Origin of the sequence: Moorena sp. SIO3A2 (assembly GCF_010672265.1) — a bacterium.
GTDB classification, from domain to species: domain Bacteria; phylum Cyanobacteriota; class Cyanobacteriia; order Cyanobacteriales; family Coleofasciculaceae; genus Moorena; species Moorena producens.
Genome location: NZ_JAAHHC010000032.1, coordinates 26,501 through 53,274, shown reverse-complemented (window position 1 = coordinate 53,274; position 26,774 = coordinate 26,501). Strand labels below are relative to the sequence as shown.

General features: G+C 41.9%; 32 protein-coding genes. 10 read left to right on the top strand and 22 right to left on the bottom strand.

The features are described 5' to 3' along the window. Positions 1 to 5 precede the first annotated feature (5 nt). Together F6K64_RS27270 and F6K64_RS27265 are read right to left on the bottom strand one after the other, a co-directional pair. On the bottom strand, positions 6 to 602 hold the full coding sequence (locus tag F6K64_RS27270; RefSeq protein WP_287266964.1) for a hypothetical protein: 597 nt from the start codon (positions 600 to 602) through the stop codon (positions 6 to 8). Further along, positions 599 to 1,732 (bottom strand): baseplate J/gp47 family protein, encoded by a 1,134-nt coding sequence (locus F6K64_RS27265; protein ID WP_287266962.1) that lies wholly within the window; start codon positions 1,730 to 1,732, stop codon positions 599 to 601. Before F6K64_RS27265 ends, F6K64_RS27270 begins: the two co-directional genes overlap by 4 nt. A gap of 109 nt (positions 1,733 to 1,841) precedes the next feature. Between F6K64_RS27265 and F6K64_RS27260 the strand changes: the two genes are divergently transcribed. Further along, positions 1,842 to 2,201: a hypothetical protein gene (locus F6K64_RS27260; protein ID WP_287266961.1), complete on the top strand. Its 360-nt coding sequence runs from the start codon at positions 1,842 to 1,844 to the stop codon at positions 2,199 to 2,201. Between the two features lie 18 nt (positions 2,202 to 2,219). Beyond that, complete coding sequence (locus tag F6K64_RS27255; protein WP_287266959.1) at positions 2,220 to 2,366, top strand: hypothetical protein; 147 nt, start codon at positions 2,220 to 2,222, stop codon at positions 2,364 to 2,366. A gap of 189 nt (positions 2,367 to 2,555) precedes the next feature. Here F6K64_RS27255 and F6K64_RS27250 read toward each other — a convergent pair whose 3' ends face one another. The 4 genes from F6K64_RS27250 to F6K64_RS27235 all read right to left on the bottom strand — a co-directional run bounded on the left by F6K64_RS27250 (position 2,556) and on the right by F6K64_RS27235 (position 6,003). Continuing rightward, positions 2,556 to 3,899, bottom strand: coding sequence for a hypothetical protein (locus F6K64_RS27250; RefSeq protein ID WP_287266958.1), 1,344 nt, complete (start codon positions 3,897 to 3,899; stop codon positions 2,556 to 2,558). Positions 3,900 to 3,916: 17 nt separating this feature from the next. Then, positions 3,917 to 4,633 carry a hypothetical protein gene (locus tag F6K64_RS27245; protein ID WP_287266956.1) on the bottom strand — a complete coding sequence of 239 codons (717 nt, stop codon included), beginning with the start codon at positions 4,631 to 4,633 and terminating at the stop codon, positions 3,917 to 3,919. A 126-nt stretch (positions 4,634 to 4,759) separates the two neighbouring features. Then, the gene (locus F6K64_RS27240; protein WP_287266955.1) at positions 4,760 to 5,356 is read right to left on the bottom strand and encodes a hypothetical protein; all 597 of its coding nucleotides are present in this window, start codon (positions 5,354 to 5,356) and stop codon (positions 4,760 to 4,762) included. Beyond that, the gene (locus F6K64_RS27235) at positions 5,353 to 6,003 is read right to left on the bottom strand and encodes a hypothetical protein (protein WP_287266953.1); all 651 of its coding nucleotides are present in this window, start codon (positions 6,001 to 6,003) and stop codon (positions 5,353 to 5,355) included. The genes F6K64_RS27240 and F6K64_RS27235 overlap by 4 nt, the downstream gene beginning before the upstream one ends. Positions 6,004 to 6,032: 29 nt before the next feature. Here F6K64_RS27235 and F6K64_RS27230 point away from each other — a divergent pair, with 29 nt between their 5' ends. Then, positions 6,033 to 6,473, top strand: a complete 441-nt coding sequence (locus tag F6K64_RS27230) for a hypothetical protein (RefSeq protein WP_287266951.1) — start codon at positions 6,033 to 6,035, stop codon at positions 6,471 to 6,473. Here F6K64_RS27230 and F6K64_RS27225 read toward each other — a convergent pair. Continuing rightward, on the bottom strand, positions 6,470 to 6,814 hold the full coding sequence (locus F6K64_RS27225) for a hypothetical protein (protein ID WP_287266950.1): 345 nt from the start codon (positions 6,812 to 6,814) through the stop codon (positions 6,470 to 6,472). The two genes, F6K64_RS27230 and F6K64_RS27225, sit on opposite strands and share 4 nt — an antisense overlap. Between F6K64_RS27225 and F6K64_RS27220 the strand changes: the two genes are divergently transcribed. Continuing rightward, entirely contained in the window at positions 6,813 to 7,373 is a 561-nt protein-coding gene (locus F6K64_RS27220; protein WP_287266949.1) for a phage tail protein, read from the top strand. The genes F6K64_RS27225 and F6K64_RS27220 overlap by 2 nt on opposite strands. On the opposite strand, the gene F6K64_RS27215 is transcribed toward F6K64_RS27220, so the two are convergent. From F6K64_RS27215 to F6K64_RS27190, 6 genes are all read right to left on the bottom strand, one after another. Beyond that, positions 7,370 to 7,855, bottom strand: coding sequence for a hypothetical protein (locus F6K64_RS27215; protein WP_287266948.1), 486 nt, complete (start codon positions 7,853 to 7,855; stop codon positions 7,370 to 7,372). The two genes, F6K64_RS27220 and F6K64_RS27215, sit on opposite strands and share 4 nt — an antisense overlap. Further along, entirely contained in the window at positions 7,833 to 9,449 is a 1,617-nt protein-coding gene (locus tag F6K64_RS27210) for a hypothetical protein (protein WP_287266946.1), read from the bottom strand. The genes F6K64_RS27215 and F6K64_RS27210 overlap by 23 nt, the downstream gene beginning before the upstream one ends. Beyond that, a complete protein-coding gene (locus tag F6K64_RS27205) occupies positions 9,446 to 10,858 on the bottom strand; it encodes a terminase large subunit domain-containing protein (RefSeq protein WP_287266945.1) in 1,413 nt (470 codons plus the stop codon). The genes F6K64_RS27210 and F6K64_RS27205 overlap by 4 nt, the downstream gene beginning before the upstream one ends. Beyond that, positions 10,855 to 11,427, bottom strand: a complete 573-nt coding sequence (locus tag F6K64_RS27200) for a hypothetical protein (protein WP_287266943.1) — start codon at positions 11,425 to 11,427, stop codon at positions 10,855 to 10,857. Before F6K64_RS27200 ends, F6K64_RS27205 begins: the two co-directional genes overlap by 4 nt. Before the next feature lie 45 nt (positions 11,428 to 11,472). Continuing rightward, complete coding sequence (locus tag F6K64_RS27195) at positions 11,473 to 14,637, bottom strand: plasmid replication protein, CyRepA1 family (protein WP_287266941.1); 3,165 nt, start codon at positions 14,635 to 14,637, stop codon at positions 11,473 to 11,475. Between the two features lie 92 nt (positions 14,638 to 14,729). Then, positions 14,730 to 15,164 (bottom strand): hypothetical protein, encoded by a 435-nt coding sequence (locus tag F6K64_RS27190; protein WP_287266940.1) that lies wholly within the window; start codon positions 15,162 to 15,164, stop codon positions 14,730 to 14,732. Positions 15,165 to 15,266: 102 nt separating this feature from the next. Here F6K64_RS27190 and F6K64_RS27185 point away from each other — a divergent pair, with 102 nt between their 5' ends. The 3 genes from F6K64_RS27185 to F6K64_RS27175 are packed head-to-tail and all read left to right on the top strand — an operon-like array spanning position 15,267 to position 17,587. Further along, positions 15,267 to 16,238 (top strand): hypothetical protein, encoded by a 972-nt coding sequence (locus F6K64_RS27185; RefSeq protein WP_287266939.1) that lies wholly within the window; start codon positions 15,267 to 15,269, stop codon positions 16,236 to 16,238. A 1-nt stretch (position 16,239) separates the two neighbouring features. After that, positions 16,240 to 16,674, top strand: a complete 435-nt coding sequence (locus F6K64_RS27180; protein WP_287266938.1) for a hypothetical protein — start codon at positions 16,240 to 16,242, stop codon at positions 16,672 to 16,674. Next, entirely contained in the window at positions 16,667 to 17,587 is a 921-nt protein-coding gene (locus F6K64_RS27175) for a DNA cytosine methyltransferase (protein ID WP_287266936.1), read from the top strand. The genes F6K64_RS27180 and F6K64_RS27175 overlap by 8 nt, the downstream gene beginning before the upstream one ends. Before the next feature lie 98 nt (positions 17,588 to 17,685). On the opposite strand, the gene F6K64_RS27170 is transcribed toward F6K64_RS27175, so the two are convergent. After that, the gene (locus tag F6K64_RS27170; RefSeq protein WP_287266935.1) at positions 17,686 to 18,636 is read right to left on the bottom strand and encodes a hypothetical protein; all 951 of its coding nucleotides are present in this window, start codon (positions 18,634 to 18,636) and stop codon (positions 17,686 to 17,688) included. After that, positions 18,611 to 19,480: a hypothetical protein gene (locus F6K64_RS27165; RefSeq protein ID WP_287266934.1), complete on the bottom strand. Its 870-nt coding sequence runs from the start codon at positions 19,478 to 19,480 to the stop codon at positions 18,611 to 18,613. Before F6K64_RS27165 ends, F6K64_RS27170 begins: the two co-directional genes overlap by 26 nt. 21 nt (positions 19,481 to 19,501) lie before the next feature. Between F6K64_RS27165 and F6K64_RS27160 the strand changes: the two genes are divergently transcribed. The 3 genes from F6K64_RS27160 to F6K64_RS27150 are packed head-to-tail and all read left to right on the top strand — an operon-like array spanning position 19,502 to position 22,055. After that, positions 19,502 to 21,244 (top strand): hypothetical protein, encoded by a 1,743-nt coding sequence (locus F6K64_RS27160; RefSeq protein ID WP_287266933.1) that lies wholly within the window; start codon positions 19,502 to 19,504, stop codon positions 21,242 to 21,244. A gap of 24 nt (positions 21,245 to 21,268) precedes the next feature. Then, a complete protein-coding gene (locus F6K64_RS27155) occupies positions 21,269 to 21,667 on the top strand; it encodes a hypothetical protein (protein ID WP_287266932.1) in 399 nt (132 codons plus the stop codon). Next, positions 21,651 to 22,055 carry a phage virion morphogenesis protein gene (locus F6K64_RS27150; protein WP_287266930.1) on the top strand — a complete coding sequence of 135 codons (405 nt, stop codon included), beginning with the start codon at positions 21,651 to 21,653 and terminating at the stop codon, positions 22,053 to 22,055. The genes F6K64_RS27155 and F6K64_RS27150 overlap by 17 nt, the downstream gene beginning before the upstream one ends. Before the next feature lie 4 nt (positions 22,056 to 22,059). Here F6K64_RS27150 and F6K64_RS27145 read toward each other — a convergent pair whose 3' ends face one another. The 7 genes from F6K64_RS27145 to F6K64_RS27115 form a co-directional block, all read right to left on the bottom strand. After that, positions 22,060 to 22,794, bottom strand: coding sequence for a hypothetical protein (locus F6K64_RS27145; RefSeq protein ID WP_287266928.1), 735 nt, complete (start codon positions 22,792 to 22,794; stop codon positions 22,060 to 22,062). Positions 22,795 to 22,930: 136 nt separating this feature from the next. After that, entirely contained in the window at positions 22,931 to 23,080 is a 150-nt protein-coding gene (locus tag F6K64_RS27140) for a hypothetical protein (RefSeq protein ID WP_287266925.1), read from the bottom strand. A gap of 16 nt (positions 23,081 to 23,096) precedes the next feature. Beyond that, positions 23,097 to 23,462 carry a hypothetical protein gene (locus tag F6K64_RS27135; RefSeq protein WP_287266923.1) on the bottom strand — a complete coding sequence of 122 codons (366 nt, stop codon included), beginning with the start codon at positions 23,460 to 23,462 and terminating at the stop codon, positions 23,097 to 23,099. Beyond that, positions 23,459 to 23,878: a hypothetical protein gene (locus tag F6K64_RS27130; RefSeq protein WP_287266920.1), complete on the bottom strand. Its 420-nt coding sequence runs from the start codon at positions 23,876 to 23,878 to the stop codon at positions 23,459 to 23,461. The genes F6K64_RS27135 and F6K64_RS27130 overlap by 4 nt, the downstream gene beginning before the upstream one ends. Continuing rightward, the gene (locus F6K64_RS27125; RefSeq protein ID WP_287266918.1) at positions 23,875 to 25,044 is read right to left on the bottom strand and encodes a phage tail sheath protein; all 1,170 of its coding nucleotides are present in this window, start codon (positions 25,042 to 25,044) and stop codon (positions 23,875 to 23,877) included. The genes F6K64_RS27130 and F6K64_RS27125 overlap by 4 nt, the downstream gene beginning before the upstream one ends. Before the next feature lie 105 nt (positions 25,045 to 25,149). After that, positions 25,150 to 26,088 (bottom strand): hypothetical protein, encoded by a 939-nt coding sequence (locus F6K64_RS27120; protein ID WP_287266916.1) that lies wholly within the window; start codon positions 26,086 to 26,088, stop codon positions 25,150 to 25,152. Positions 26,089 to 26,199: 111 nt separating this feature from the next. Beyond that, the gene (locus F6K64_RS27115) at positions 26,200 to 26,610 is read right to left on the bottom strand and encodes a hypothetical protein (RefSeq protein WP_287266915.1); all 411 of its coding nucleotides are present in this window, start codon (positions 26,608 to 26,610) and stop codon (positions 26,200 to 26,202) included. Between the last annotated feature and the right edge of the window lie 164 nt (positions 26,611 to 26,774).

Below are 26,774 nucleotides of genomic sequence, written 5' to 3'. Positions count from 1 at the left end.
TTTCCTTATCCCACTTGCTCAGTGGGATTTTTTTGAGGGGTAATTTCCCATTCCTTAATCAATGTTTCGGGAGGGATTTCTGGCTGGTCTGCAATCAATTGAAGCCGTAATTTGTACTTAGAGTAATCTCTTTCGTTTTCTGGTATAATGGGAGCCATTCTAGTGAATCTAATTGTCAAATTAGCTATCCATTTTTTCCCGTCTGGTTGCAATAACTGGTAATTTACTAACCATAATGGAGTTATTACTTTTGGCAGAGGAGGCGACTCTCCTAAGATGGCGGTCAAAACCCCTTCTGTTATTTGCTCCAGGCTATTTTTTTGTTTGTCTTGATTTCTGTAGCGCTTGGATGTCATTATCGTGATGACAATCTCGTAGGTTAAAGTTAGGTCTTGTAGGCAATAACCTGGGGGGACAGAATCAGGCTCTTGTCCGAGGATTTGAGGAACAGCTACCGAGACAATGCCGAAAGCGCTGTTTCTGGAAAAATCACTAGCTTCTAGCGGTAAAAGAGAGACGGGAATGCCAGCACACTCCAACTCAGCCCGTAGTGGCTTTAGCTTCTCGGAAAGCCAAATGTCTAATTCGTTTGTTCCAATCATGAGTTACGAGGTTGGTCGAAAGAATATTTAAAAAGATTGTCGCGATCGTCAAGCAATTCAACCTCGATCACTAACGGGTGTGCCAAGGTCCATTCGTTAGGTAACTGCCTGGGTTGCTCTAATCCGTCTATCTGAACACTGATCAGTCCTGGCTTTATCCCTGCAATGTTCTGAATCCCAAATTCAAGACCCTTGTTTAATACCATCTCCCCCGGAGTTCGCTTGGTAGGGGCAAAGTAGTTAATGACATAGCTTCTTATTTCCCTGGCTATGGCATTGGCGTTTCCCGTGAAGTAAGCATAGACGACAATACTCAGGTCTTCTATTTCCATGTTTGACACTGAGACCACTGCCATGGCCGCCTTCCTGGACAACGCATCTTGCAAATCTTGCATCTGCTCCCTATTTAAGGGCGTCAGGAATGGATTAATAGCAAAGACATGGACATAACCATTTTGGTCTATCGTTCGATCAGGTTTCATCCTTGCGATCGCGACAGCCGTAGATCCTCTTCCCAAATGGTCGATGGCTTCTAACTCAAAATCTTCCTCACTTACTAGGGCCCTCACTCTGAGCTTAGAGAGGATGTACTCTCTCCATTCCTCCTCTGTTTCTGGTTCAACGCCCCCCAGTGTTTCCCCAATTAGTTCAATAGATTCAATTTGAGGGATTTCATCCGTAAATCCTACTATTGACCTAAATGGCTGATTCCCCCTGATTCCTACTTCCAGGGCTTGCACTCCTACCACTGTGCTGGATTCAAAAACACCTATTACTGCTTCCGATGTCGTCTCAAAGTCTACTCCTCCGATCGTAAGAGGAAAACCTGCCCCTATTTGCGTACTGGTAGAGTAGATTGCCCTCAGTCTTATTTCTACTCTACCCACTGCTTTCCTGCCGGGGCTTCGTTCAAACCCAAATATTGCCAGCCTGTTTGCTTCTACCTCTTGGGCTACTGTATTCATCAGTTCTTGGAGGCGAACAGCTACCACCGCCATTGCTTCCACTATTACCGTTGCTGGGGACAGTGGTGGCATTCTCAGCCTCCCTTGACTTTTTTCGATCGCTACAAGCCTTGCCGCTTCTACCAATTCGCCGATCGTTTCATCCGTTATGGGAGGAATTGCCATTTTACCCTTGACAAATACTTTCTAGTACAGTACTATAAGAGTAATAGAGAGGTTAAGACCTCACCAAGGAAACCCCTCTATTAGAACCTTGAAAATGAAGGCCATAACAATGATAGCAAGCTCTGCGGTATCTCTGTGGTTCGAGCGAGTAAAGTGCTTTGTTTCAAAACAGCCAGTTAGGGCAGATTTGGCAAAAATACTTTACAAGCCTGTGATAGCCCCTGATCAGCTTAAAGTTCACTTTGATTTAGAAGATGAGTGGGAGCTGCTCGAAAGTATTACCAGACGGATGGGCTACGCTTTGGATCCCAAAGGTTTGCAGAAACTAGGGCAAGAAATGCTAAAGTACTCTACCAAGTTGGCAGTAAGTCAACTCAAGCTAGGGGAAACTTTTTATTACCTAGATGACGCAACTGTTAGGGGATGCATCAAGCATATTTTGAAACCACTAGATTTTTATTACTACTAAAGTTGATCAATCAGAACAATGTTAAGAAGAAAATACAAAAAACCAACCCCTCCTCGCCAAAAGAACAGCGCAGTCATCGACGGGCAAAATGTTCGTCACACAAAAAACTGGAATTTACAGGATTGGCAAAAAGTCTACGCTGATTACTACGGAGACGACGACTAAAGAAAAGCCCCCGGTTGTTGGCCGGGGGCTTTTCTTATTTCATAGAGCGAATGCTGCTAGTAACCTTGTTCTTTGGGTTTTTCCCTTTTCGCTTCACCCTGCGCTCCTTAAGTGGGATGCTGGCAAGGGTTTTCCATGATTTGCGAGGGGGGAAACGGCGGCCTTTTGGTTTTGGCATTTGTTTGTCCTCTAGTAACCTTTATGAGCTATGCAAGGGATAGCTGCCCTTGCAGCTTCTAACTGAATAGCAAAAGCATTTCTTTCGTCATTAGTTGTTGCTTCAGTTATAGTAACGTCATCAATTCCTACTTCTAGGAAATCTTCTGTTGTTATTTTCCGAGGGTCTACTGGCTCATTTAGACCTAGTACGATCAAGGCATTTCGATGGTATACAGCTGACTGAGTTACTTGGATGGCTTCCGCGTATATTCCCATGGGATGGCGCTCTTTCACCTCCGAGTATATTACTCGACCTGGGGATGTACGACCAGCAACAATCCCAACGAAATGACGCCCTAGTACATTCTCTAGGGTTACTGTTTCATCCTTCTCCTCATAGTAAAGTTCAGTTTGTTCGTCTACTCTTCCTACGATTAGGATGTAGTGCCTCCAAGACGGAGTACCAGGAGGCTGCATGTAAAACCTGAAACTGGTTTCTGTTTGGTAGGCTTGGTTATATACAGTGATAGGAGGGAAGTCGTTACCTAGTAGGTACTGGTTCACCTCTTGCCTTGTCGGCTGCCTAGATAAAGCCCCTATTTGACCTGTTACATCAATACGGAAGCTTGAATTAGTCCAAGCTCTAATAGCTCCATTCCTTTCCAAGGCTCTGGCTGCTTTGCTATCCATGTAAATAGCCTGCATGAAATAGCCTTGGTCTTCCAGTATCTCTTTAGCTCGGTAAAAATCTTGTTCAATGGGATCGTAACCGGATATGTCGTAATCCCTGTTGTACCATCCACTCAGTTCATCTGTTCCTCCTATTTGAAGATATCCACTGTTTCCATTGTTTATTAGCCAGGCATTGGCTGCCGGATAGGCAAATAGTACTTCTTCTTGATATTGGTTCACCCCCTCTCTAAGATTTCTCGCTTGCAAGAGAGTTTCCCACCTTGCTATTTCACTTTTAATTACCAGTCGTTGGTTTAAGTTGTTATAGAAGTCGATCAGCAGATCATCTGCTTGTGTGCCCGCTTGTTCATTTCTTAAAGCTCTTACTAGCTCATCTAGTTTTGCTGCTGTCAGTTGAGACGCTGAACTTTGGTCAGCCAAACTAACGCGGATAGTACCAAAAGTTATCCCATCATATTGAATAGCTGGAGGAGCATACCTACTAGTGTCTAACGCTGGAATTATCCGGAATTCCATTTCGTCTCTTTCAAAGTATCTGAGGGTTGTCCTCTCTTCTGGTAATAACCGAGACCCTAATAGTTGATTTGTAGGGGTTCCAAATTGAACTAGAGGATTATCTGCTATTTTTTGCCAGACGTTATCCTCAAGAAATTGTTCGTGCAATTCTTGCCAAGTTATCATTCTCTATTCCTCTACCTTTAAGCTAATGTTTCATCTTTGTAGATGAAATGTTCATTTATCCCTATTGGGTAGTTAGATATAGAGAACAACTTGTGAATATGTTCTTTTATAGCCTGATATCTCTTCAGTTGATCCCATTGTAAAGGTGTGAGATCGCCCGGTTGTGAGCTTGGGGCCTCTGGCTCTAAAAATGACCATTCAGGTAGTTCGTTCTCGTAAATTCTAAAGCCAGTCCCTCCTAATACTAAATCACATTGTCTCTCTGTTACTAGATCGTGAACAGTGTTGTACACTAGTCCCCAATCTAATAGGTAAAGGTTCTTGTCTAATCCTATTAGAGGGTTTCCTGGAACTTCATCAATACCTTGACTTGCATTTGCTTCTATCCCTTGAGTGTAAAGACTTTTTATTCCTCTCCATGAATTATCTTCTCTTTCATTTATAGAAAATTGGTATTTATTCCTGTAAGTTTTCAACCTCAGCCTATATAAGATAGTCCCTGAGTAAAGTACTATCTTAGGATGAAAGTTTTCATCGTCATCTGGCCAAGATAAAGGCTCATTTGTTGTTGAGTCATAATAAAAATCTTCATAAGCCACTCTAGCTCCACCTATTAGCATGTGATGAGGTTGAACAATATCAGCCATCCATCTTCCTTCTAATAAGGAATTCGTCCGTTCTCTACTTATGAAGATTTTATTTCTGTTTTGTACTCTTTCTGCTTCTGTTGTCACTAACGTTCTTCAGGTTTATTCCTTTCTTGCTCCTGCACAGAAAGGTGCTTGCTCCTGCAAGCGGTAGGCCACCCCTCTCCTGAGAAGTAGTAAACAGATTATACCTTACGTTGTCGTTTTTTGCAATTATAAAAATTTTGGCAGCTTGCTATAATTCTCCATTGAGTCAAATATGACAAATTGTTTTCTTACTTGATTCATTATTTTGTTACTCGTATCGCTAGCTTTATTGTATAAATTCCATTCTGGTATCTTATCAATATAAATAGGAAAACCAGTCCTTCCTAATATTATCTCACAAGACATGTTATTTTTATAATTATAAATGTCTCTATAAATAAAGCCGAACTGTTTTTGTACTGTTTTATTTATTTCCTTCCAATGTATAGCTTTTGCTCTTACCCATGAATTTGTTGTCATAGGAGTACCAGCGTCATCATTCCTCTCATTAGTGAAAAAACTTTCTCTTACTTTCATGTCATAACTTCTACATACAAGTATCCCGGAAGGAATGACTATTAGTCCTTCTGAGTTTTGATATTCAAATGATGATTTTCCTGTTGTGTCATGACGATAATCGCCTTCTAAAAGTTTTACCCCTCCTATATTTATTTGGTTAGATTGAGGCGTTGCTGCCATCCAACTACCGGTAAGGCCAGTTGTATTTGTTCTTTTTTCTCTGTCAAGAATGTCGTTGACATAAGTTCTGTTTCTTCTAATCATTTGTGTAACCCGTATTTGTTCATTTTTTTTGATAGCAGAGATGTTGCCTTCTTCTGTTTCCCTGGGGTTGAAGTAGTTCCTGTGGGTATCTTTGCTGTATTTTCTTTGCCAGGGAATAGAGAAGGGAGAAAAGGTTTCCATTCGTCGTTTTTTTCAGCATATTCTCTGAATGGAACTGATACAGTCTTGTTGTCTTCTATGGCAGAAACAAAAGCCTTACCTTCTTTAATTTCTAGAGTTTCATCTGACAACAATGTTTTAAGTACCTGAAAATTAGCGCCAGATAGTTCTGCTACTTGAAATGTGACCAGCTGTCTTTGTGTAGCGGAAACAGCTTTTTCCAGCTCTGACTTAGTGGTAGTGAGTTCAGATTCTTTAGCGGTTAAAAGTTCTTTAGCTTTCTTCAGCTCTTCTTTGTTGGCACTAAGGGATGATGTTAAGACCGAGAGGTCGCCCTTTAGCTGTTCTTCTGTCAAGCCAGAGGATGCTGCTATAGCTTCCAGGAGTTTTTTCGCCTCAGCGGCCTCTTCCTTTGCCTTTTTCCGATCGCTAGCGTAGCCATTCATCTTAGCCTTGACGACTTCCATCGCTTCAGTCCCAAGTCCTTCAGTTTCGCTTATTTTTCTTAAAATATCAGTGAAATCCATTTTAGTTTAAGGTAAGGTATTCCTCTATCATGACAATTTACAGCGATCGTGACAAAGTCATGGAATTGCTAGTTACGCTTCAAACAGTGGCCAGCTATTATTCAGCAGTAAAACACGAAGAACAGTTGATTCAATGGCTTGAGGACACAAAAGGGGTGTTCCCTAATGGGGATCCATTTTACAGGTATTACCTTGTCGCTGCAATATTTATAGAAACAAATTCAGAGGTTAATATTCTGAAACAAGCGGAAGGCGGCACTGTCTTCACCAACTTTGATAGAACAGCTCAAACATATCGTAATCTACAGTGGCGAATAGATGGAGCAACTGATGCTGAAATTCCCGAGTCTCTTCAACTGACCTATTGCGATCCTTGTGATAATCCCTCCAAAAAGCCTGTAGCAGCTACAGGTTGCTGTCATCCTGTCGGTTCTAGGCGGGTAGCATTGAGAGGTCGAGGAATCTATTAAAACTCCCCTAAGTCTATTCGTGTAGCTAGTCGAGTAGCTGAAGAGCTCCCTTCAGCTGCGATCAGGACTTCTAGCTGGACAGCCCCATCCTTTACTCCTACTATTTTTATTTCACCTCGAAGTTCTGGAATCAAAGAAAAAACTCTAGTAGACTCCTCCTTGATTAAGGAAGGAATACCTGGTTCAAAAAAGATGCCGGGGTCTATCCCTATGGCATCATCATCTCTCTCCCCTCTGAAAGTATGAAGTAAGGAGCGAATCCAGGAATATAGAGTTTCAGACTCTTCTGTTACAGTTTGGAGTATTCCGTGATCGTATCGTAATGGATACCTGACATCCATGAGTAATAATGTAATTTTAGATGAACTACCTAGATCTTACCTGTCAGATGAAGAGCAGTTGGAGATTTCTATCGCATTGACGGAAGAGATGGCAAGGTATTGCTCAGTTCAAGAGCAGCACCTGAAACGGTTTGAATTTTTCTTTCTGGATCCAGTCTCTTGTTACGCCCACTGGCTTGACACTATAGCTGAGTGGACTGGCTGGGGGTCTCTTTGGTCCCCTCAATGGTCGGAGATAGAGAAGAGAGAACTGTTGCTTAACACCGATAGGCTTTGGGCTACCCGAGGCAGTCGAATAGGGTTTGAATTAATTGTTGCTATTTTTCGATTGCAAGCACGCTTGGATTCTTCTTCTGCTGGCGGGTGGATTCTGGGAGTAACTACTCTACCTGCCGACTTGTTAGTTGACCCTTTTCAATACACTATAGAAGTGCCGGTGTCCTACACTCCTGACACCTATAATTACAAGCTAGTAGCTTTTATCAGGGATAATTTCTTACCTTGCTGGGGAGAGTTCGAGATAAAAACAAATCCTAATTTTGTGTTCATCAACTACTAACTGGGGGCTACATTGACAACTTGGTCGTAAGGAACTCTCAATAATGTCAAGCTGACGGTAGCCCTGCTCACTTGTCCATCTGAATACCAATCATTGGAAAGTATTGACAGTTCTTTGATTATGCACGGGGTAAAAATCTCTTGACCCCAAGCAAACTTCAAGACCAAAGGAGAAGATAATCCTGGGTATGGTCGAGAGAGAGCAACAAGAGAGTCTAGATAATCGGAAAGGCTTTTGTTGTATTTCTTGACTTCTAAATTCAAACTAGGAATTATCAGTTCTTCAGTTTGATTTCTGAAAATTTGACTTTGAATTTGTCCGATCGCTCCACTAGGGGAAAAGCTAGATATCACCCTCCTTCTGATCTGATTGGGCATAATCACGAAATTCCATTCCCCTAGCCTGTCTAACCTGATCAGTTTCCCATAGTGAATACTGGTATTGACAATAGAAGGGAAACTACTTAGTAGCTTTTTGTCCATTTGTATTACTCTGCTGTGGCCGGTTACTTTGCTGTGGTTGCTGTCTAAACGTGCTAGACTCTCCAAATGGGTCAGGAAGCAGCTCCTCAAATTTCTCCCTTTCTTCTTCTATCAAGGGCAGCTCGTCCATGGGATTCATCCCTAGCTTTCCTATTGCTGATTCCAAGGATATCAACCCAGCTTGGTAGTTGTCTCTGATTTGCTGTTGCTCTTCTGGAGCAGGGTCTCCTACGCTAATGTTCATATTAACAACCAACTTAGCTTTTTTTATAGCATTAATTCCTTCCTGTTCCTCAATATTTTTTAGTAATAAAGCTGTTTTGTATATGTCCGCTATTCTCTGTTGGGTATACAAAGAATCTTTTTCTAGTCCAGCAATGTAGGATGACCTCATCAAAGTCCTAGATTTCCCGGACATCTGAGTGCTGTTCTCAGTAGGAACGTGCCCTTGATTCATTGCCCTGTAAAGAAGCAGCTCAAGTAAGTTCAGAGCTTCCACAAAGTGGGAAATGTTTGGAGGTAATGGAGGAACCACTGTCGGGTTGGTGTAACCGGAGACCCTGCCGTCTTCGTCCATGTAACATAACCCTTGGATGTACTCTACAAGGTTAGGTACCAATTCCACTTCTGGGGGGAATTGGTACACCAGCTCTTGTGAATCAGGGTCAAGTTGGTACTCTCCAGGCGGCAACCCATTTAGTATCTTGAGTTGTTGAAAAGCTCCTAAGTATTGCAGCATAAGGGTCAAGTTATAATTTATGCCTTTCTGCAAACTTTTCGTATGAACGTCAATCAGTTTGTTTAACTTAAACTCAAACAGAGTGAAGTGTCCATCAAGGTCTAAAGCCCAAGATTCCTCTATCCTCCCTTCTATCATTTCAAGTAATTTATCAAAGGAAAGAAATCTACGGGAACTCTTGTAAGCTCTAATACTTTCGCTTACACTCCCTCTAACAATATAGAATTCTGTTAAATTTGATTCTGGATTGACGTACTGCAATTCAGTCATCTCTTCTTCATCTTCATCGTTAACGTAGTAATAGCAGGCCCATCGGGGAAAGCCATTTCCGTCTCTACTAATGAATACCTGACTGTAGTCAGGGGAATGCATTGAAACTTTGATGTTCAAGTATTGAGGGTCAAATAATCGAACATAGCCAAGTCCACAAATTTTAGAGTCGCTAATAGCTTTCTCTATAGCCGTTCGAGTATCTTGATTTGCCATAGAGAAAGAGATACTTTCGTACTCTTCTAGAAATTCTTTTAGTTGCTTGTCAAGCTCTTGTGGTACCGTTTCTAGGGCTTTTCCTTCTTCATCAGCAAAGAAGTAAATAGGGTCTTGGCCAAGTAAGCCATGTAAATGACGATCTACACATTGTTTTAGTATGTTATTAGACTGAAAATAGATTTGCAGAACTTCTAATAAATCTGCTTCTATTTTGTCAGTTACGCCTCTAGCTCTTTCAGCGAAAAACGAAAGAGGCCATGGATCTCCTTCGTAATACTCAAAATCTTCATCAATCTGTTGTTGTGTTAATAGTTTATTCCGCTTTTTGCTAATACTAAAATCTCTAGTTTTAACTGAATATTTCACCTTCTAACAGACCCTACGGGGATTTGAATATTTCTTCTTGCTACCTCATTATAGGCGTGAACTGCTGCATCTACGAGATCACTGACAAAGGGAGTGGGTTGAGGTGGGGGCCATCGACAGAAAGAGGCTATTATTTTTTTCTGATCACGGAATGGAAGGAGAGCTACATTCCCGAGGGAAGTTTGATTCAAGAAAGGTCTGGCGCGGGATACTTTGTCCCCAACCGGAGGAGCCCCTATTACTTTGCATTGCCCTTTTAGTCGGGTTCTCATGTACGGGATGAAGCGAGAGGTGGGTTCCTTTTCCAGGACTAGCTTCTTGACTTTTCGCTCTTTAAGCCAATTCACAATCATCTCATTGCCGTCTTCTATATTGACTTGAGCATAGGTTACGTCTGCAATGATATAAGTGTGCCGGTGTCGAATCATATGCACCCCAAAGGTGTAAAATGGGTCTTTCCCTTTGGTTCGGTCTCCCATGTCCCTGCCTGTAGTAGCTAGGTCAAACGCGATCACTTCGTCATCAATGTCCTCAGAGATTTTCCCAAATTCGTCCCAGCTCATCAATACAAAATCTTCAGCTTTGAAAAGCCCATTCTGAGAGTAATTAACAAATTGACAGTCTAGTTCGTAGATGTCAAAAGGACGGTAAAAATTACGTATAGTCTCCGCCCACTCTTTTTCCCCCTCTTTAGTCCAGGTACCTCCACTTAGAAAGCAAATCCTGCGGTACAAGCCCATTTCTAAAGCGGAGGTGAAATCCACCTGGTAATAGACCATCCCCTTTTCTCCTTCTTTAGCTTGCTGAACCATTTCATAGAAGTAATGGTCTTCTACGTCGGGAGTACTTACTACGATGATCGTGCGAGTGGGATCCCACATCAGTAATGCGGTAACAGATCTCACTATTTCATCTAATTGCTCAACAAAGGCCGCCTCATCAATTACTACGTCTCCACCCTTGCCTCGGACGTTATTAGGGTTGCTGGATAATGCCTCTATTACATTTCCGCTAGCAAAGACCATCCGATAGACTTGAAGGTCTTTGTTCTCGTCCTCATAGAGCCGTTCGCCAACGTAATCGCAAAACAGTTGTAAATGCTCAGCCCACCACTTGCAGTTCCCCATGAACTGGCGGGTAGTCTCCTTGTTGTAGCTGATGTAATATTGACTGTTTCCATCAGCTGCTGAAGCTCTCAAAACACACAGCAATGCCAGCAACCAAGTCATGCCAATTTGCCTGCTTTTTAGCAAGACAATAAATCGATTGTTGAAGACTAGACGCAAGAACTCCTTTTGGTAGGGTAGCAAGATGTCTTCTGTAAAAACTGGGACAATATCCTTTTTTAGTTTGTCCTTAGTTGCATGCTTAGCATTGTGTTTTAACCGGACGTAGTTCTTTGCCTTCAATTTTGGGATTCCCCCAACCCAAACATCTGAGTCTTCATTAGGTTAATTGTTTCAGGAGATAACCCTTTGGGTTTGGACTCTGTCACCATCCGTGGGTCGTAAACCTTCAATCCACGACTCTCTAAGAACTCTATGGCTATGTCTTCTATCGGAAGGAGCATCTTAACTAGGCTTTCTGGAGCTTCGTAATGCCTTATCGTCTCTATGGGGTCGGTAGTAGTCACTTCCCTAAAGATCAACTCGTTGTTCTTATCAAATCGCTCAGTGATTGTTTTTGTCCCGCACCTTGTCGTTGTAATAGTTTTTCCTTTCTTTAATATTTTTGCTGCTACCGCTAAGGCTGAATTGTTAAGGTCACCTCCTAGCAGAGACCTGGCGAATTCATTTTTAGCTTCAAAGTACCCCCTCTCGAAAGCAGGATGCTCTTTTCTCCACTTATATATAGACGTTTCTGATACCCCTGCCACTTTGGCCGCATCGGAGTCTCTGCCTAACACTGCCAACGCATTCAGAAAATCTTTACTAGCTGTTCTGTATGTCCTCTTTTTTGGTGTTATTTTGTTTGGCATTTTCAAAGCTTTGTCGATGGTACTGTAACAACTATAGCTTTAGAGTCACAATGGAGCATGCGCCAATATTAGGTAGCGAACAGCCGGGGCTGCATTCATGAATATCTGATCGCCCCACTTCTCCCAATCTTCTGACCTTACCAAACTTTTCACTTCTTCTAGTAATTTTGTACTACCTATTAAGTCTTCTAGTTTGCAGATAATCCCTGCTGCTATGTCAGACACTGGGTTGGGGGGTAATTGATCGTAAACTGATCCAGCTTTATCTTCTAGTCGCCGCCTTTCCTTTTCCTCTATAGCTAGTTTCCTCTGTTCCGCCTTTTCCTTCCAGTAGGTGAATACCTGTGACAAGACTACTGGCTTTTTTATTTCGTAGAGATACTCCCGCTTTCCGTTCTTTGCCTTTACCCTTTTTTTTGTAGACTGCAACTTTATCCCTAGAAAAGAAAGTACTTTCTTGAACAACTGAATAGGGGTGTCCTTTGTCTTTAATCCCGTTACCCCCAAACATGCTATGTCTTTCATTACTTGAGGGGTGAACTGTCTCCTGAAATCTATCAACTCTTCAGTTGAGTTACAATAAGGCTTACCTTCCTCTATTAATCCATCAAGCTTGAAGTACTTTAAAACTTTAATTAGCCCAGCTTTTTGCGTCTTCATAAAGTCAGGAGTCCAAATCTCTCCGTCCCCGTTCTGGAACTGAAATGTAGCTGAATTGATGTCATCTTGCTGAACATACTCCTGCCCTTCTGTTAAGTAGAATAAAGTTTTTAACTTCCCATATAAGTTTTTGTCGTCCGTTTCGATCACCTCAGGAGTCACTGCTCCATAAGAGACAGATAGCTTCCAGTTTTTCCATTGATTTCTTTCCATCTTAGTCTTGGCATTCTTTCCATCTAACTGCCGAAACTGTTCTTCTGTCTCTAGTGGATGAACCTCTACCACTTCTTTCTTGTGTTGTTCATAGTTCTCCGACCTTATTTGTCTCACCTCTCCCTTGTCTACTTCAACGTCATAATCTGACATGTCAATCACGTTATGACCTTCTCTTGCCAATCCTTCCAGGACATTGGCAGAGTAGTCCTTCATTCCTAGATTGTGGGAAATTACCATTTCAGCCCAGCAATCTAAGTCCACTGTGTCAGGAGTGAGATCATCTAGGTTTTCCGCTTCGTCTATTTCAGGAATACCCATCTTTTGTAACATTTTTATTTGAGCCTGCACTGCTTTGTTAGTATTCTTCAGCAGCTGTTGCTCATTCGTTGCTCCTCCGGCCATCCAGTTATGACCTGTTTTGCTCAAACAAATCCAACGATCCACGGGTTCCCTTACTCTTGCCAAAAACTGTCTTACAGAGCTAGGCTCTAATACTCCTAGAAATATTCCAAAAACCTTTGAAAAATGGTTCTTTAAATGTAAATCTACACCTGTTCCCAGTGTCGGAGAAGTAATAAAAACTTTCACTTTTCTCAACGTGTCATTCAGTACTGAGGTTGTTCCGTAAGCTGGGTGTTCCGGATCTGCTACTGATTCCGAATCATACCTCAATACATATGGTGCAATTTCAGGGAATTTTCCTTTAATGTACCTTTCTACTGTTTGCGTTCCCCATAATGAGTTAGACTTTTGTCCCGAAAGACATATCATCACATTCTCGCCTTTCTCTATGCTTTTGTAAGCAGCAGCTAATAATTGTTCTGGCTTTGCTACGTTGTAAACATTCCACTTTTTGTTCTGAAAAGCGTATTTGTTATTAATAATATATGGAGAGGACTTAGAAACCCTTGAAAGATATTTAACTGTATTAGTGTTTAAATCCGCGTCTGCTGCTACTATTTTCTCTGCGTGATTGCAGATGTATTTGAAAGATTTTAATATAGCTGGCCTGTATTTCTTACATGTTCCACACGTGAACATGTGTTTTAGTACCTGAGTAGCTTCGTCTATCACTATATGGCTACCTTTCCACTCTGTCGGTTCAAAGAAAGCTTTGCTCTTTGAGTGCAAAGAATTTACACAAAGAGCTATGCATTGACAATTGGTAAGCTCTGAAATCTTAGAAATATCATCAATATATACTACCCCAAATAACCCTGCCAGACTTCTCAGCAAGTTAGTTCTATGTCCGGTGATAATGACCCTCTTACCCTGGGCTAACAAATATTCAATATAAGGCTTGATCGACGTAGTTTTTCCTGTTCCTTTAGGGGAGCGAATACATACCAGTTTATTCATTGTCTCAAAAGCTACCTTCCCCAAATATTCGGAGTCGCGTTCTTCATTTGGTGTATAGCCCAATGACTCGTGATCAAAGAGACGAAGCGTTAACCCATTTTGTTCAGACTGAGGTCCTCTGTCATCTAAGCTAAACTCAATAGCTTGTTCTAGTGCCTTCCACCCATGATTAACAACTAGATCATCGCATCCTTTCCCCAATGAGGAATGCCACCTAACTACTGTTACAATGCACCCTTTTTCTTTTAATAGTAATTCTAGTTGACGACTGGCTATAAAAGTATTCAGTTTTGCTGATTCTTTTTCGTCTTCATCAAAAACTATATAAATGGGACGTCCAGGAACTGCAATCGCCTCCAATTCAGGAATAAGTGTCCTTTCTCCCAATTCATTTCGTCTGTATCCGTTATATATCCCAGACAATCCTAAAGCTGCTACTTTGTCCATCAGACACCCGGCTTTTTTTGCTCCTTCTGTTAGATAGATAGGGACGTCTGCCTTTCTTAAAACAAAGGACCAAAACGTTTCCTTTTTATTCTTTTTGTTATAGCCGTAAGGTTTTAATATTTTTTCTGCGTGTTGCTTAGTAGTTTTTAAAGCGAAAATCTCAGTCCTAACTTTTACTGGATTTTCGTATTTTAAAGTTTTTTCTCGTCCTTTTTCGTCAATTGTTACCCGAGGAGTTTCAGGCTTGAAAGTTCCCCAAAACTCGTTCTGAGTCCCTGGTTCTAGTAACGATTCTCCACCGGAACAATGCCACCCTCCGTTCTTAACATGATCGTACTTCTTCAAGTAGTAGGGTTGTGGCCGTCCTGTATTTCCTCTGAATTTTTTAGGTAATCCGTAAAGTAGTCTATCTAAAGCGCCGTAGTTACCCTGGTCATCCATATATGAGGTAACATTAAGATTGGTAATGTGTTCAGGGACTCCTGACTCATTCCACTCTTGTAGGTGCTTCGGATGTATCTTGTGCATCTGAATCCTCCTTTAGGATTTTTCTTTTAAAGTTACTATACCACACCCGGCGGTTTAGATCATCCATGGTGTGGTTTTTATTTTTTTTACGATTATGAGGCTCTGTCCTTGAGTAATTTGATCAAGGTAGCTACTTGTTCTGTCAAATGTTCGACTTGTTCACTCAAGTCATCTATTTGGTTTTGCATTTTTTCGTTTACTTTATTAGCGGTCGATTGACTGAAGTCATCAAAAGCTGCGTAAAGAGTTCCTCTTAAGTCCTGTGAAAGTTTTTTCACTTCAGGGCTTACTTCTTTACTTAATGTTTCAGACTCCAATTCTGGATAGAAAGGCATATCTTCTTTTATCGCAAATTGTGGGTTGATCCTGTGAATGTCATTACAAATCGAAGCCCTTATTAGCCCAGATAATCCTTTCAAGCCCATTTCTTTAGCTTTAGTCTTCATCCAGCTGTACATCACTTCACTTACGTATGACTGGGCTGATACGATGTAAATGCTTTGTTCGCTCTTGGGTCTTAATGGCATGATAGTTTTCTCTGTAGGTACTACTTTAGTCTACATTGTTTCGAGGGGGTTGGCAAGAGGGTGACTTTAAGTTAAAGTAGAAGAAAGGAATTACCGGAGATTATGACGGAATCAGGCTGGGATACAGAAAAAAAAATAGTGTTGAGTTCTGAAGGGGGAAATGATTTTGAAATAAAATACAGCCCTTTGGTAGTCAGCCAAAAGCTTTTAGGGGGCTTTTTCACTATTGAAGAGCCTTTGGGCCTGGAACGGCACGGGTTCATTTCAGTAGGGTCAGCACAAGAATGTGGAGCAGAATCAGCAGAAGAGTATTGGGGTAGCTATAAATCAGTTATAGATCTTTCGACTTTCGGATACAGTGCTACTCTGAATCATTACAATGTCTGCGTCTGGAACCACCAGAAAGATAGATGGCGAGTCTACGTCATCGACAAAAACTTGGACTTAGTTATGTTTCTGGGAGAAAAGCCTGCTTTCTTAGAAGCTAGAGATTTAGGGCTTGACATTTTTCGTCGATTGTCAGAGTTTGATATAGTAAAAGAGACCGATGACGAGTGGGATATCCACAAGCTGACAACAAGTGAAGCTAAAATACTAAGCCGACCAATTCGTAATTTAGATCAAAAGTTCAATTCTGCTATTAACTTAGATTTGTCAGTTAATATCATTTCTAATGACTTGATTTGGTATCCTACTGAATCGTTCAACCAGGTAACCGAACAACTTCCAGGATGGTCTTTAAAGGATAAGGACTTTGCGGTAGAAGAGAACAATTGGGACAAAGTACTTCTTTATCAAATGTTTGATCCGCGAACCGAGTTAGATATAAAAAAGACGTTCACTAGTGAAAAAGCTGAATCTGTAATTTATGCAGTCCCTGGAGATTTCTTGTTTTCCGTTGACTCCAGGCAATTGTTTAAAGAGATTAAAGCATTCCTTGGTGATCTTTATTTTTACTTGGTACCCGGGGAGTTTTTTTCCACAAACAAACAGGGCGAGAAGTGTACTCATTCTGTCGTTTTAATTTCGGCTTTACCCATTCAAATTGACACCATAAGCTTAAAGGTTTTGTAAAATGAAAGACGAGCAAGTAAGAGGTTTATTAGCAACGCTGAGACGTCAAATAAAAAGTTCTGAGCTGACTGTTTCTGACTTGACTGTATCAAGGTCAAACGAGAATGGAGATTACTCAAAGAAAGAAGGGTTTATCAGTATTCGATTAGACATGGAGCCTTTGAGGATTTGGGAAATATCAAAAACTTCCGTAGCTCAGCTCCAAGAGGAATTCAAGGAAGTGCTAGATGCTTATGCGGTCAAAGAGGTCATTGAGACTAAAAAGACGAAAGCGCCAGGAATTTACAATTTATCCGACGTCTACTTGATGTTTGAGGTATCTCCTTCAGAAGGACTAAATGAGTTGTTCCTGCAAGCTTTAGAAGAAGGCTTTTGGTCTTTTAATATGCCTAACCAGAAACAAGTGGAATTAATACAGGCGAAACAGAATGACTGACCGACCTTTTGATGTTCTATCACTATGTTCTGGTATCTTGACTTGCCATTTAGCCGTAAAGATGGCAGGTCTTCAATCCGTTTTTTCAATAAAAACGGCAGTAGAATCTGACGACTATAAGAAAAGGTTGATCAATGATAAAATCAGCACAGGAGAATTCACTGGCACATTGTTTCCCGATATCAAATCATACAGAGGAACAGAGGGTCAGCACCAAGTTATTGTTGGAGGAACCCCTTGCACAGGGACGTCCTTGGGGAACACGAAAAGGAAAGGGTTTAGCTCAGGCAAGTCAAGCTTGTGGAACCACTTCTTTAGAATCGTCACTGAAGAGCAGCCTCGCCTTGTTGTTTGGGAAAATCCGACTGGTAGCCGGGTCCCGTGCAAAGGCACTGACCTCAGTCCACTGGGAGAAGTTGTTGGGTCGCTTGCCTCCCTCGGGTTTACTGTTGAATGGATCAGTGTATCTGGACGAGAAAGAGACCACGCGGGAAGACTCTTACTTGGTCAGCCCCACATCCGAAGACGTGTTTTTGTGTTTGCCTACATGCACTCAAGGTTCGGGAGAAAAGAATTTAAAAAAATCCCGCGCTGGGAGAGACACGCTGGAAGATACTCTAGACTTTTACAAGCCTTACTCGAAGAGCAAGCATCTTCGATCTCTCAGCCTCCCTACCTTCAGGGAGTGGATGATGGGGATGCCAAAGAATTGGACTTACGTGCCAGACTCTCCGGACTCGTCGGAGGATGGTGGAAGCTGAATCCGTTCACTGGTCCGTTCTTTGCATTGAAAGGTTCCATCCCTGACAGACAGGATAGAGTCCGAGCGATCGGAGATGCTTGTTCTGTTCCTGAACTGGCTTTAGTTATGATGCACGCTGCTGAGTTGATCAAATGGGCTAACGAGTGCTAATATACCAGAACCTCGGTGGAGGTGAATTAATGGAAAAAGCCAATTGATTAGGTTTTATTACGAAAAAAAAAGGACTCAGCTAGTGAGTCCTTTTTTTTTTATGGAAGGACATTCGCTTCTGGATAGAACGGTTTTGGTGAACGATAAAATTGAACTGACGATAACCTTTTTACCGTAATTACATTGTCAAAACCATCATCTTCTCTTAGGTCAGTCAGACTAACTCTAACGGAAATTTTGTCTCCTTTTTCTAATAAAACAGGAAAATCATTCTCTCCATTTAATATTAATGATCCATTAGACGATTTGGCTTGAGCTAATACTATCTCATACCCTTTTGGGTGTGTTGAGTTTATTACAAATATAGACAGTTTGGCTGACAATTTTTCGTCGTCATTTCTAATAACAAAGACTCTAGTCTCTACTTTGTAATAAGCGCTGTCTTCATAGGCTACGAAAATTCCGTCAACTCCAAGTAGAGGTGTGCCTGGATTTTCAGGGGTACCAGTAGGTAAAGAACGATAGGTATCAAATTTTATTGTCTGATAGTTGGCTTCATTGTCTTTGTTTATGTCTTCCTTTTTTGCTTGAAGAGTTAAATTTGAGGAGTCCACAAAAGCAAATGCTATTGGCAAATATAGGTAATCAGGTAAATTGGTAATTTGAATAATAGCAGCTGTGGTTTTTCTTATTTTTGTTACTTGTCCTCCTTCAAGTGTCACAGTTGCAATGTCATATCTATTTTGAGGTAAGGACTTGCCTGCTTGTAATCTACCTTTGTCTGAGATGTAAATCCTAGTCTCTCCATCACCCAAAGTGAAACTATCACCAGTAACTGGGATATTTCTTCCGTCTAAAAGAGTGACATTGCCTCCGTCTACTATTACTTTGTTCGACTGATTAGGGTCTCTTCTTACTCCAAATTCAGAAGAATCTTCTGAATCGGCCATTAAGTCTAGTATTTTATTGTTGACATCTTCAACCCAAGAGGCTAGGACTCTATCTCTATCCCTTATTGTATCTCTAGTTACTTGACTTACGTCTGCCACAGCTTCGTTTCCTCCGTCTTTTTCTTTGTTGAGCTTTTAGTTTAGTTTTTTTTTCTGGTTCTTCTGGCTCAGCTATAAAAGGCTCTATCTCTGATTCAGTAGAGGCCGCAACTGGCTCTGCGTCAGCTCCTTTGGCTAGCAAGTTCCACAACTCAGGCTTGTCTTCAGGATTTTCATCCGCCTGTAGCACGATAGATTCTCCCATGTAGATGTAACTAGATCCATTGTAAGAAGCCACGTCTCTAGTATTATATAAAGTACCAGGAGTAAAAACTCCGGTAAAATGTAAGATATCAGAAGCTATTTGTTCTGCAAAGCTTTTTGCAAATTCAAACGTTGAGTCAGGGTCTGTCAATAACTTGGCCAATTGTCTAACCCCTATTCCTACCCAAGGAGACTGAGATGGGACAGGAATTAAATCTGTGAAATCAACAGGTACGCTTGGGTCTTTTGGACAAACAGCTTTTATATTGAAAATAAGTTTCCTCTCTTTTCTTACTATTAATTCTAAGCGTTTAGACTCTCCATTAACGTATTTTAGTCCAGTGCTGTAAAGTCCTCCTCCTAAATCAGTGTTTACCCCTCCAGTCCATTGAACTCCAGAAAGTAAGAAAAACTCTACTATGTCTTTTACTTGATAAGCTTCCCACGTATAAGTAAAAGAAAGTCCATTAAGTCCTTCTGATTCTGGGATTTCAATTTCTGTTACTACTCCAGGAATTATATCTTTCCGAAAAGAGTCAATCACTATTTGTTTACCATTTGAGACAAACATGTGATCAGGAGTTATAACAAACTCGCCATTAATTGAATTATTAGCTAAATTTAATCTTATTAGTGTCATGTTATCTTCTCCTGATTGGCAATGGTTGACTCCAAGCTTTCTATAAACATATCGGCTCGTGATAATACTAGCAAAGCCTTTGACTCAGTAGAGGCTAGTGTTCGTGGGTTGCAGTCTCAAATTACAAATCTGAGAAAACAGACACAGGGCACAGGTACGGCTATAGAAAGAGCAGCAGGGACCGGAGACAGTGCCGTCCTTCGCGGAATAAACAACCTATTTAGGATGCAAACAGCTTTTCAGGTACTGGATGCAACCATTGGGGTAGTAAGGACTTCTTTCGGTTTTCTGAATGATGCGATAAGCAGTGCTATAGACCGGGAAGTAGCTCAAACGCAGCTATTGAACACGGTAATAGACACAATGGGGTTAAGTGCGGAGAGAGCAAGAGCTTTTACCCAGGGACTGAACAGAGAGATTTCAACATTAGGCAAAAGCCTTCCAGTTTCCTCCGAGTCCATAAACGAATTTACTCGTTCCATTTTCGATGATTTTGCGTTAGCGGGGAGACAGGAAGGATTATCCCCTGAAGCTATTAGAACAGCCACCGTTACAGCGGCAAGCAGGCTGGCCTTAGCTCAAAGATTTGCAGGGACGACCCCGCAGCAGTCTCAAATTGCCATATCAGCCCTATTGAGTGGTAGCCTGTCACCCGCAGGTCTGAATCAGTACAAATTCTTTACCGAGAACCTCAGGTTGAGGAAGGAACTCACAGACCGATTACTGAGGACTGGAGCAACAAGCTTTAAGGATTTGTCTGAAGTGGACAGGGTGAGGGTACTGACTGCTAGTTTAGAGGGGGCATTTCCAGAGGCGTCTATCGAAAGGTTGAGGCAGACGTCGCAGGCCACGATCGCTGCATTTACGGATACTTTGTTTGACCCAGAGATAGGCATATTCTCTATTTCCCGAGATTTGGACAGCAGTGCTCCCGGGTATCAGTCGGTAATGACAAGCTTCAAGAAAACTCTTGATATAGTGATCGGACCTACTGGTATCTTGGCGCAATTGGGACAGCTCTCTGGATTGTCAGATGATGCTTTTGGCTTAGCACTCAGAGGAGTAGTAGATGAAGTAAATGCCCTGCTTATTTCATTGAAGGACTCGATAAGGGGTCGAACTTCATTTGGGATAGGTCTGGCTGTTGGGAGATTTGCGGCGGAACTAGTCAATAACATGGTAGGAGGACTTGCCCGAGTGAATTGGCTAGCTTTTGGAAAGGGATTACTCGGTGGGTTAGTTGGGTTTGTCATTAACCTTGACTGGAGGATTTACCTGGGCGCAGCGGTAGCCGCTGGGTTAGTGGCAGCTGCTCCTTCGATCGTGGCAGGGTTAGCTACAGTAGTCGGAGGTAGTATCCTTGCCGCTGTAACCGGATTACCAGCGGCTCTTATTGCAGCGGTGGGTTTTGCCATATTGGGACTTGTTGCATTGATCAGGCAGAACTGGGATTCTATTACTGGGGTCATCGGGGAAAAGCTAGGACAGTTGAGGGACTACATCAGTTCCTCCATCGAGGCAATAATTGAAAACTTCACCCGACTAATCCCTTCCGCTCCAGGTTCAACAGAAGATGCATTAGGCTTCAAGCTCTCGCCTCAGTCTTTGAACACTGCGCCCCCTGTTTCCCGCCAGTCCACAGTAAACCTAGGTGGGATCAATTTAAACTTAGCTGAAGGTACTTCCCCTAATGTGGCGCAGGAAGTACTTCAGATTTTGGAAGACCAGGTTACCCAACGACTTGAAGCTAGTTTAGCCACTTGATTTTTCTGTTTTGAGGCGATCGTAATGGCACCATTCTCCACCACCATCTCGACTATCATCAATGTCGAGTTCAACGTTCAAGCTCCTATTTGGGACACGGATGAACTAGGTAACGTAATAGGAAGAGACCGGAAAGTTGTCATCCCATTTTCTTTGCGCCCTCCTACTGGACGTAGAGATTCTCAGCAATTTGGGAGCACAGGAGTTCAACTGGTTCGGGCTAGGTGCCTAACAGAAGACGGGTACCTCCCCGAATTTATCAATGTTGGGCATTCAGGCTATACTTTCTTCAATAACAGAGGGGCTGATGTCACCGTTCAGGAAATATCTAACACCAGCTTTGATGGGGTCTTAGTCAAGGTACTAGGGCAGCCCATTGTTTTAGAGCTCAAATGGAGGTCTTACTATGGAAGTTCTAGTTGATTTAGACGTGAGTCAATGGGCTCGTGTCAGAGCCAGAGCCAGCAACCAAGATTTAACTAAGCCACTTCGAGAGTCCATGGCTTACGTTGATTCTAGGACTAAGCTGAGGTTTCTCCGAGAAGTTGACCCTGATGGAAAACCTTGGGCTCCTCTCGCCCCTTCTACTCTAAAAAGGAAGAAGGGCACTATTCTGAGAGAAACTGGTCGGTTGATTAACTCCCTTACTTGGACTGTTGCCGCCGATTCAGCTGTTTACTTTACCAATGTCTTCTATAGCATTTACTTGCATTTTGGCACTAGGTTTATGCCTGCAAGACCCATATTAGGATTAAGCCAAAAAGACATTGAAACAATCAAATCATTTTTTCTTAGAGATATAGGGCTGTAGTTATTTACTCGGTAAGCCTTGTTATTAAAACTTGAGTATAGTAATCATCTAATATACTTGGTCTTGTGAATGTTTCATTCACAGGAGTGTTCATTTTAGCTTCTGCTCCTAAGCCTCTTCCACTCGCATAACCCAGCTTTATTGTTTGTTCAAAATAAAAAATATCTTCGTCAGAGTCTACCGCAACAGAGGCAAACACCCATCCAAATTGAGTAACAGCAGCTGTTGCTTCATTTTCAGCTTGAAGAGAAGAACCCATCCATTCGTTATTAACAGTGGATTGACTGTTTACTTCTCTTCTTATTCTGACAACGCTAGCATCATTATGGATGCTAGGAAATTTAGCTATTATGTTGTAAGTTCCTTTTTTAAGTACAATACTTCCATCGCTACGTAAAGAACAAAAATCAATATTATCGGGTTTTATGTTGTTTAATTTTCTTCTGTGCCAGTAGTTTACACGATGAAGATATCTTGTTCCTTGAGGTGTGTCCTTCCTTTCTCCTCGTCCAGGTCTACTAGGTTGAGGATAAACTCCTCCGTCATAAACCTCAGAAACAACCACAGATTCTATTTTGAAAACAGGAGGATGGCTTAGGTCTAACACATCGACATCGTCATCTAAAGGAACTAAAGCCTCTTCTAATCCATCCATATCTTCATCAGTAGAGTCAGTTCCCTGGTCAAAATCCTCTGTCGTCACCAATTCAGGAAGGCCGATTCTTCTTCCGTTTGACACAAAGGAGACACTGTCGGGGGAGATTTCGATGTAGGAATTTTGGTACCCGAGGACTATCTTACCGTCGTTTTCTATCTGGAAGATGTTATTCAGCCGAGACAGTGATTCTGACGCATTACCCGACTGTAGCTGTGAATTAACTATTGTTTCGACGAGCTTTTTCATATGCCTGTCTCTCCTGTTCTTTAGCCCACTCTACTACCTGTAGCATTTGGTCCATTTCGTAAAGGCTTACATCTTTCCACTTCTCTATATCAGCAAAGGAACCGGTCAAGATGTAAACCACTTTCAACCACTCGATTTTACTGACGTTCTCTAAACGAGATGCGCGGCGGAGGAAGAAAGGTCTCCACCGCATTGTTTATAACCTCCATCGCATATTCACAGCGGTCAACCTTGCCATTGGCTGATCTACTAGAAAGTTCTTGGACAGTAACCTCTGTCTTGTCTCCCCACTGGTAAATCATGGCCTGAGCAGTCAGATAGATGAACATCTCATCATCCCTAAACTGAACTAACTGCTGTTTTTGACGGAAGGAAAGCCTTCTTAGCCCTATGTCAATATGCTCAAACTTTCCCGTCTTTTGGTTGACTAGCGGGACATCATGCAATAACAAAGACCCGTCAGACTCGTTGTAGGTGTAATCAATATCTAACTCAGGAATCATATGGGGGTTCTGCTGCTGTAGGTGAAACGACAAGTGACATAAGCGCCATCATTGCTGGTTTTGTTCAGCCCTGGAAGAACGAGAGACGCCATCTCAAGCCCTCCTAAAGTCCAAGTCAAAGTACCCATTTGGTACACCGCCGTGATTTCGGAGCGAACTGTCCCAAATGTTGGGTTACTGTTAAAAAAATTATTCAATCGAACCACTTGAGGGTTGCTATAGAGGGTTGTGCAAGTTATCGGGTTGAATCTAATCGGACCTTTCAGAAATGTGATCAGTCCAGTGTTGGGGTTGAACACTTCCCCTCCTTGAGGAGTTTCGGCTTCTATTTCCGACACCGTTGCCCAAGTAACATCAGACAGTCCCTCTATGATAAAACTTCCCGCCGATTGAGTGAAGAGTTGGGTTTTTGTCATATTGCTATTACAGTTTCATTTATCACGCTTACTGTAATTGATTCTACTGTGTAAACTGGCCTGACTTTTATTTCCATTACTATTTCATAAAGACTACTAGACTCTTTAATCGATACAGAATAGGCTTCTTGGATGTTTCTTCCTGATAGCATCCCAGCATTGTATGCGTCTTGCATTACTGATGTTGTTGCTGCCAGTAATGAGGCCGTAGTTTGACCACGAGGGTCTAACGGTTCCTGAATAAATCTAGCCATAGTATTCCTTAACTCTTCAACTATGGCATTCAAAACTAGGCGGGTATTTATGAATTGAAATTTTGAATCTGTCGCCAAGGTTCTACTTCCCCAGAAACAATAACCCGCATTTTTAACTTGCGTCACAAAATTTACCTTTGCTAATTGTAGCGCAGTGTATTCAGTTTCTAAGCTGATTAGTCCTGTTATTGAACTAGCCCCTGTTAATGGATAGGAAACTCCGGCTGGAGGTTGAGCTATTCCTTCTAGTCCCGTAGCTACTATTACGGTAGCAGCGGCCAGCGACGCTAAAGGAATTGAAAGAGTTTTTTGGGAATCGTCTGGATCGGGATATGTAGCCTTTCCATAATAAAAAGCCGAGTTTCCAAACTTTGATGAATTATAAACTTGAGCTTCTTTTATTGCGTCACTAGCAGAGCCAGCACTTGAATTTATGAATAGTAGCCAAGATTTTTTCTTGCATAATTCATCTAGAGCTTGAAAGACCTTTGTCTTCTCATTTATATTTTCAGTGGGATCTTGTGTAATCATCAAGGAAAACTCAGGGTATAGTAAGATTCCTGGTTGGATGTAGTTACTCCGATTGTCTAGCAAGGCGTTTTTTGCCGCTGTAAGATGTGCTAATTTTTTAGCTTCGTCACTTCCAGATGCGTTTGTGTCTATTGCTTGCACAAAGTAAACTCTAGCACTATTTCCTGTTACAGCAAAAATCCCATATAGGGCATGGGTCAAGGTGTCTGAAGCTCCAGAAGGGATATCAGATATTCCGCTAAGTAAAACAGGAGTGTTGTGATTTTCGGCATTCCCGCCAGAACTATGACCCAAGACATAGATGTCTCTCACTGCATTTGGGTCTATCAATGCAGAGGCTGAACTTCCCGCAACTACTTCGATCTTTACTCCCAGTACCATGGCATTCTAGGTATACGTCTCTCCATATATTACTCCCACCTCCCTATAACCAATAAAAAACCACCGGCAGAAGCCGATGGTTGTACAAGCGCTGTTATGAAGGGATCAGAATACCCCTTCCTCTATTTCAACTGGAGAAAGAGTGGATAGCCACTCGTACATTTCCATTATTTGGTCGTCGCTTAAGTTCTGGCGGGAAGTAATTCCATCAAACCGTTTAGCGGTTTCTTCCCTGCATCGTTGGGCAGTCCAACCTAGCCGGTGTAGCAGATTGTTCATTTCTATTAAAACCTCACGCATGGGGTGCTCTAGTATCCAATCCCCTTTCTTTGGACTTACGGTAATTGCTCCTCCGTTGGAATGACGAGGGGCTCCACCATATTGCTGCTTGCGAGCTTGCCGTTCTAAGTAGTCCTGTTTAGCCTTGTGCTCTGACTGTCGTTGACTAATCTGAATAGAGCTTAATTCAGCTGCTGTTATTTTCTCGGGATTGGGGGGAGCCATAGACTCGCCAGTCAGCAGCTGATTAACAGTGTTGGCTAATTCAAAGATGTCTCGCCCTGGATCCCAATTTGGAAGGATAGGGACTTCATTGATGTCAAACATTGCACAGAGGGCATTTCCTACACTCCCATCTTCTTTTTCTACTAACCGCGCTCCTATGATTAACGGTTCTTTGATATTCTGTCCCAATGATTCTATAGCTAAGAGTGCTCCCCTCATCCAGACAGTAGAGAAGGCAGTTTGGATATAGTAAAAGCCTTTTGCCTCTTCTCCCTTGATGGCTATTCTTAGCTTCAAAACCGGTTTGTTGTTGTAAAACCCCACATAGTAGGAAATAAATTCTAACCGGCATGTGATGCAGCGAAGGGGGTTCCCTTGAAAGTCTTGGATGGTAACCTCTTTCTTATTGTTGTGATCGTAGACTACCCACGTCCCATTTTTGCCACTTACTGAGATTATCCCTCTTGAGTTGTCTGGCAGCGCGCGAAACCCTAGTGCCGAAAAATCGGTGTTTACTGAAAAATCCATTGTTGAATTCACTTTATTACCTGTTCCTCTCTATAGTACTGTACTCTACAGTACTTTGACAACCCTAAGCAAAAAAAAACCGGCACTAGGCCGGAGAGAGCTAACACCGTGATGGGATGAAGTCTATTTGACCCTGGAATTTGCCCATTCGCAATACTTGTCTGATGCGTAATCGGTCGCTTTCTCTTTTGTAGCTTCTAATAGCTCTTTTTGTTGCCTTGCCGGGATGTTCTGTGGGTACTTCCCTGTGAACATGGCTAGTTTCTTTTCCGCAAAGATTATGTCATCGTCTGGATTTTGATCAGCAAACACAACTGACTCTATGGAAAACACGTAAACTACTCCAAACTTTTTGGTGGGGTCTTTGGCATGCACCACTGAGATTATTTTGTCTTTCATCAGTTTCTTTGATAATATGCTCTTCAGCGTGTGCTGGTTCTCTTTGTTTAAGCGGAGTGTGCTTATATTATCCTTGGTTACCAACTCAAGGAAACATCCGGCTTTTGGCTTGTACTGTAGTTTTGGAGATGACATTTTTTTATTTAATACACGTTATTGCGGATATTGACATCTTAACATTTCTCACCTGTATTAACAGTGTCGTTAATAACACTCTGGTTTTAACCTTTTATTAACGAAATCATAGCTGTTTCGTTAATAAGTGAGAATGCTTAATATGTCCTCTTGTTTCTATACTA

What these genes read in the sequence shown, in the direction of transcription:
- F6K64_RS27230 (WP_287266951.1), top strand. Translation starts at nt 6,033, where the DNA reads ATGACAATTTACAGCGATCGTGACAAAGTCATGGAATTGCTAGTTACG.
- F6K64_RS27260 (WP_287266961.1), top strand. Translation starts at nt 1,842, where the DNA reads ATGATAGCAAGCTCTGCGGTATCTCTGTGGTTCGAGCGAGTAAAGTGC.
- F6K64_RS27175 (WP_287266936.1), top strand. Translation starts at nt 16,667, where the DNA reads ATGACTGACCGACCTTTTGATGTTCTATCACTATGTTCTGGTATCTTG.
- F6K64_RS27180 (WP_287266938.1), top strand. Translation starts at nt 16,240, where the DNA reads ATGAAAGACGAGCAAGTAAGAGGTTTATTAGCAACGCTGAGACGTCAA.
- F6K64_RS27155 (WP_287266932.1), top strand. Translation starts at nt 21,269, where the DNA reads ATGGCACCATTCTCCACCACCATCTCGACTATCATCAATGTCGAGTTC.
- F6K64_RS27125 (WP_287266918.1), bottom strand. Translation starts at nt 25,044, where the DNA reads ATGGTACTGGGAGTAAAGATCGAAGTAGTTGCGGGAAGTTCAGCCTCT.
- F6K64_RS27240 (WP_287266955.1), bottom strand. Translation starts at nt 5,356, where the DNA reads ATGATTAGAAGAAACAGAACTTATGTCAACGACATTCTTGACAGAGAA.
- F6K64_RS27235 (WP_287266953.1), bottom strand. Translation starts at nt 6,003, where the DNA reads ATGGATTTCACTGATATTTTAAGAAAAATAAGCGAAACTGAAGGACTT.
- F6K64_RS27250 (WP_287266958.1), bottom strand. Translation starts at nt 3,899, where the DNA reads ATGATAACTTGGCAAGAATTGCACGAACAATTTCTTGAGGATAACGTC.
- F6K64_RS27115 (WP_287266915.1), bottom strand. Translation starts at nt 26,610, where the DNA reads ATGTCATCTCCAAAACTACAGTACAAGCCAAAAGCCGGATGTTTCCTT.
- F6K64_RS27195 (WP_287266941.1), bottom strand. Translation starts at nt 14,637, where the DNA reads ATGCACAAGATACATCCGAAGCACCTACAAGAGTGGAATGAGTCAGGA.
- F6K64_RS27160 (WP_287266933.1), top strand. Translation starts at nt 19,502, where the DNA reads ATGGTTGACTCCAAGCTTTCTATAAACATATCGGCTCGTGATAATACT.
- F6K64_RS27185 (WP_287266939.1), top strand. Translation starts at nt 15,267, where the DNA reads ATGACGGAATCAGGCTGGGATACAGAAAAAAAAATAGTGTTGAGTTCT.
- F6K64_RS27165 (WP_287266934.1), bottom strand. Translation starts at nt 19,480, where the DNA reads ATGACACTAATAAGATTAAATTTAGCTAATAATTCAATTAATGGCGAG.
- F6K64_RS27150 (WP_287266930.1), top strand. Translation starts at nt 21,651, where the DNA reads ATGGAAGTTCTAGTTGATTTAGACGTGAGTCAATGGGCTCGTGTCAGA.
- F6K64_RS27265 (WP_287266962.1), bottom strand. Translation starts at nt 1,732, where the DNA reads ATGGCAATTCCTCCCATAACGGATGAAACGATCGGCGAATTGGTAGAA.
- F6K64_RS27190 (WP_287266940.1), bottom strand. Translation starts at nt 15,164, where the DNA reads ATGCCATTAAGACCCAAGAGCGAACAAAGCATTTACATCGTATCAGCC.
- F6K64_RS27220 (WP_287266949.1), top strand. Translation starts at nt 6,813, where the DNA reads ATGAGTAATAATGTAATTTTAGATGAACTACCTAGATCTTACCTGTCA.
- F6K64_RS27130 (WP_287266920.1), bottom strand. Translation starts at nt 23,878, where the DNA reads ATGACAAAAACCCAACTCTTCACTCAATCGGCGGGAAGTTTTATCATA.
- F6K64_RS27200 (WP_287266943.1), bottom strand. Translation starts at nt 11,427, where the DNA reads ATGCCAAACAAAATAACACCAAAAAAGAGGACATACAGAACAGCTAGT.
- F6K64_RS27225 (WP_287266950.1), bottom strand. Translation starts at nt 6,814, where the DNA reads ATGGATGTCAGGTATCCATTACGATACGATCACGGAATACTCCAAACT.
- F6K64_RS27135 (WP_287266923.1), bottom strand. Translation starts at nt 23,462, where the DNA reads ATGATTCCTGAGTTAGATATTGATTACACCTACAACGAGTCTGACGGG.
- F6K64_RS27270 (WP_287266964.1), bottom strand. Translation starts at nt 602, where the DNA reads ATGATTGGAACAAACGAATTAGACATTTGGCTTTCCGAGAAGCTAAAG.
- F6K64_RS27255 (WP_287266959.1), top strand. Translation starts at nt 2,220, where the DNA reads ATGTTAAGAAGAAAATACAAAAAACCAACCCCTCCTCGCCAAAAGAAC.
- F6K64_RS27215 (WP_287266948.1), bottom strand. Translation starts at nt 7,855, where the DNA reads ATGGACAAAAAGCTACTAAGTAGTTTCCCTTCTATTGTCAATACCAGT.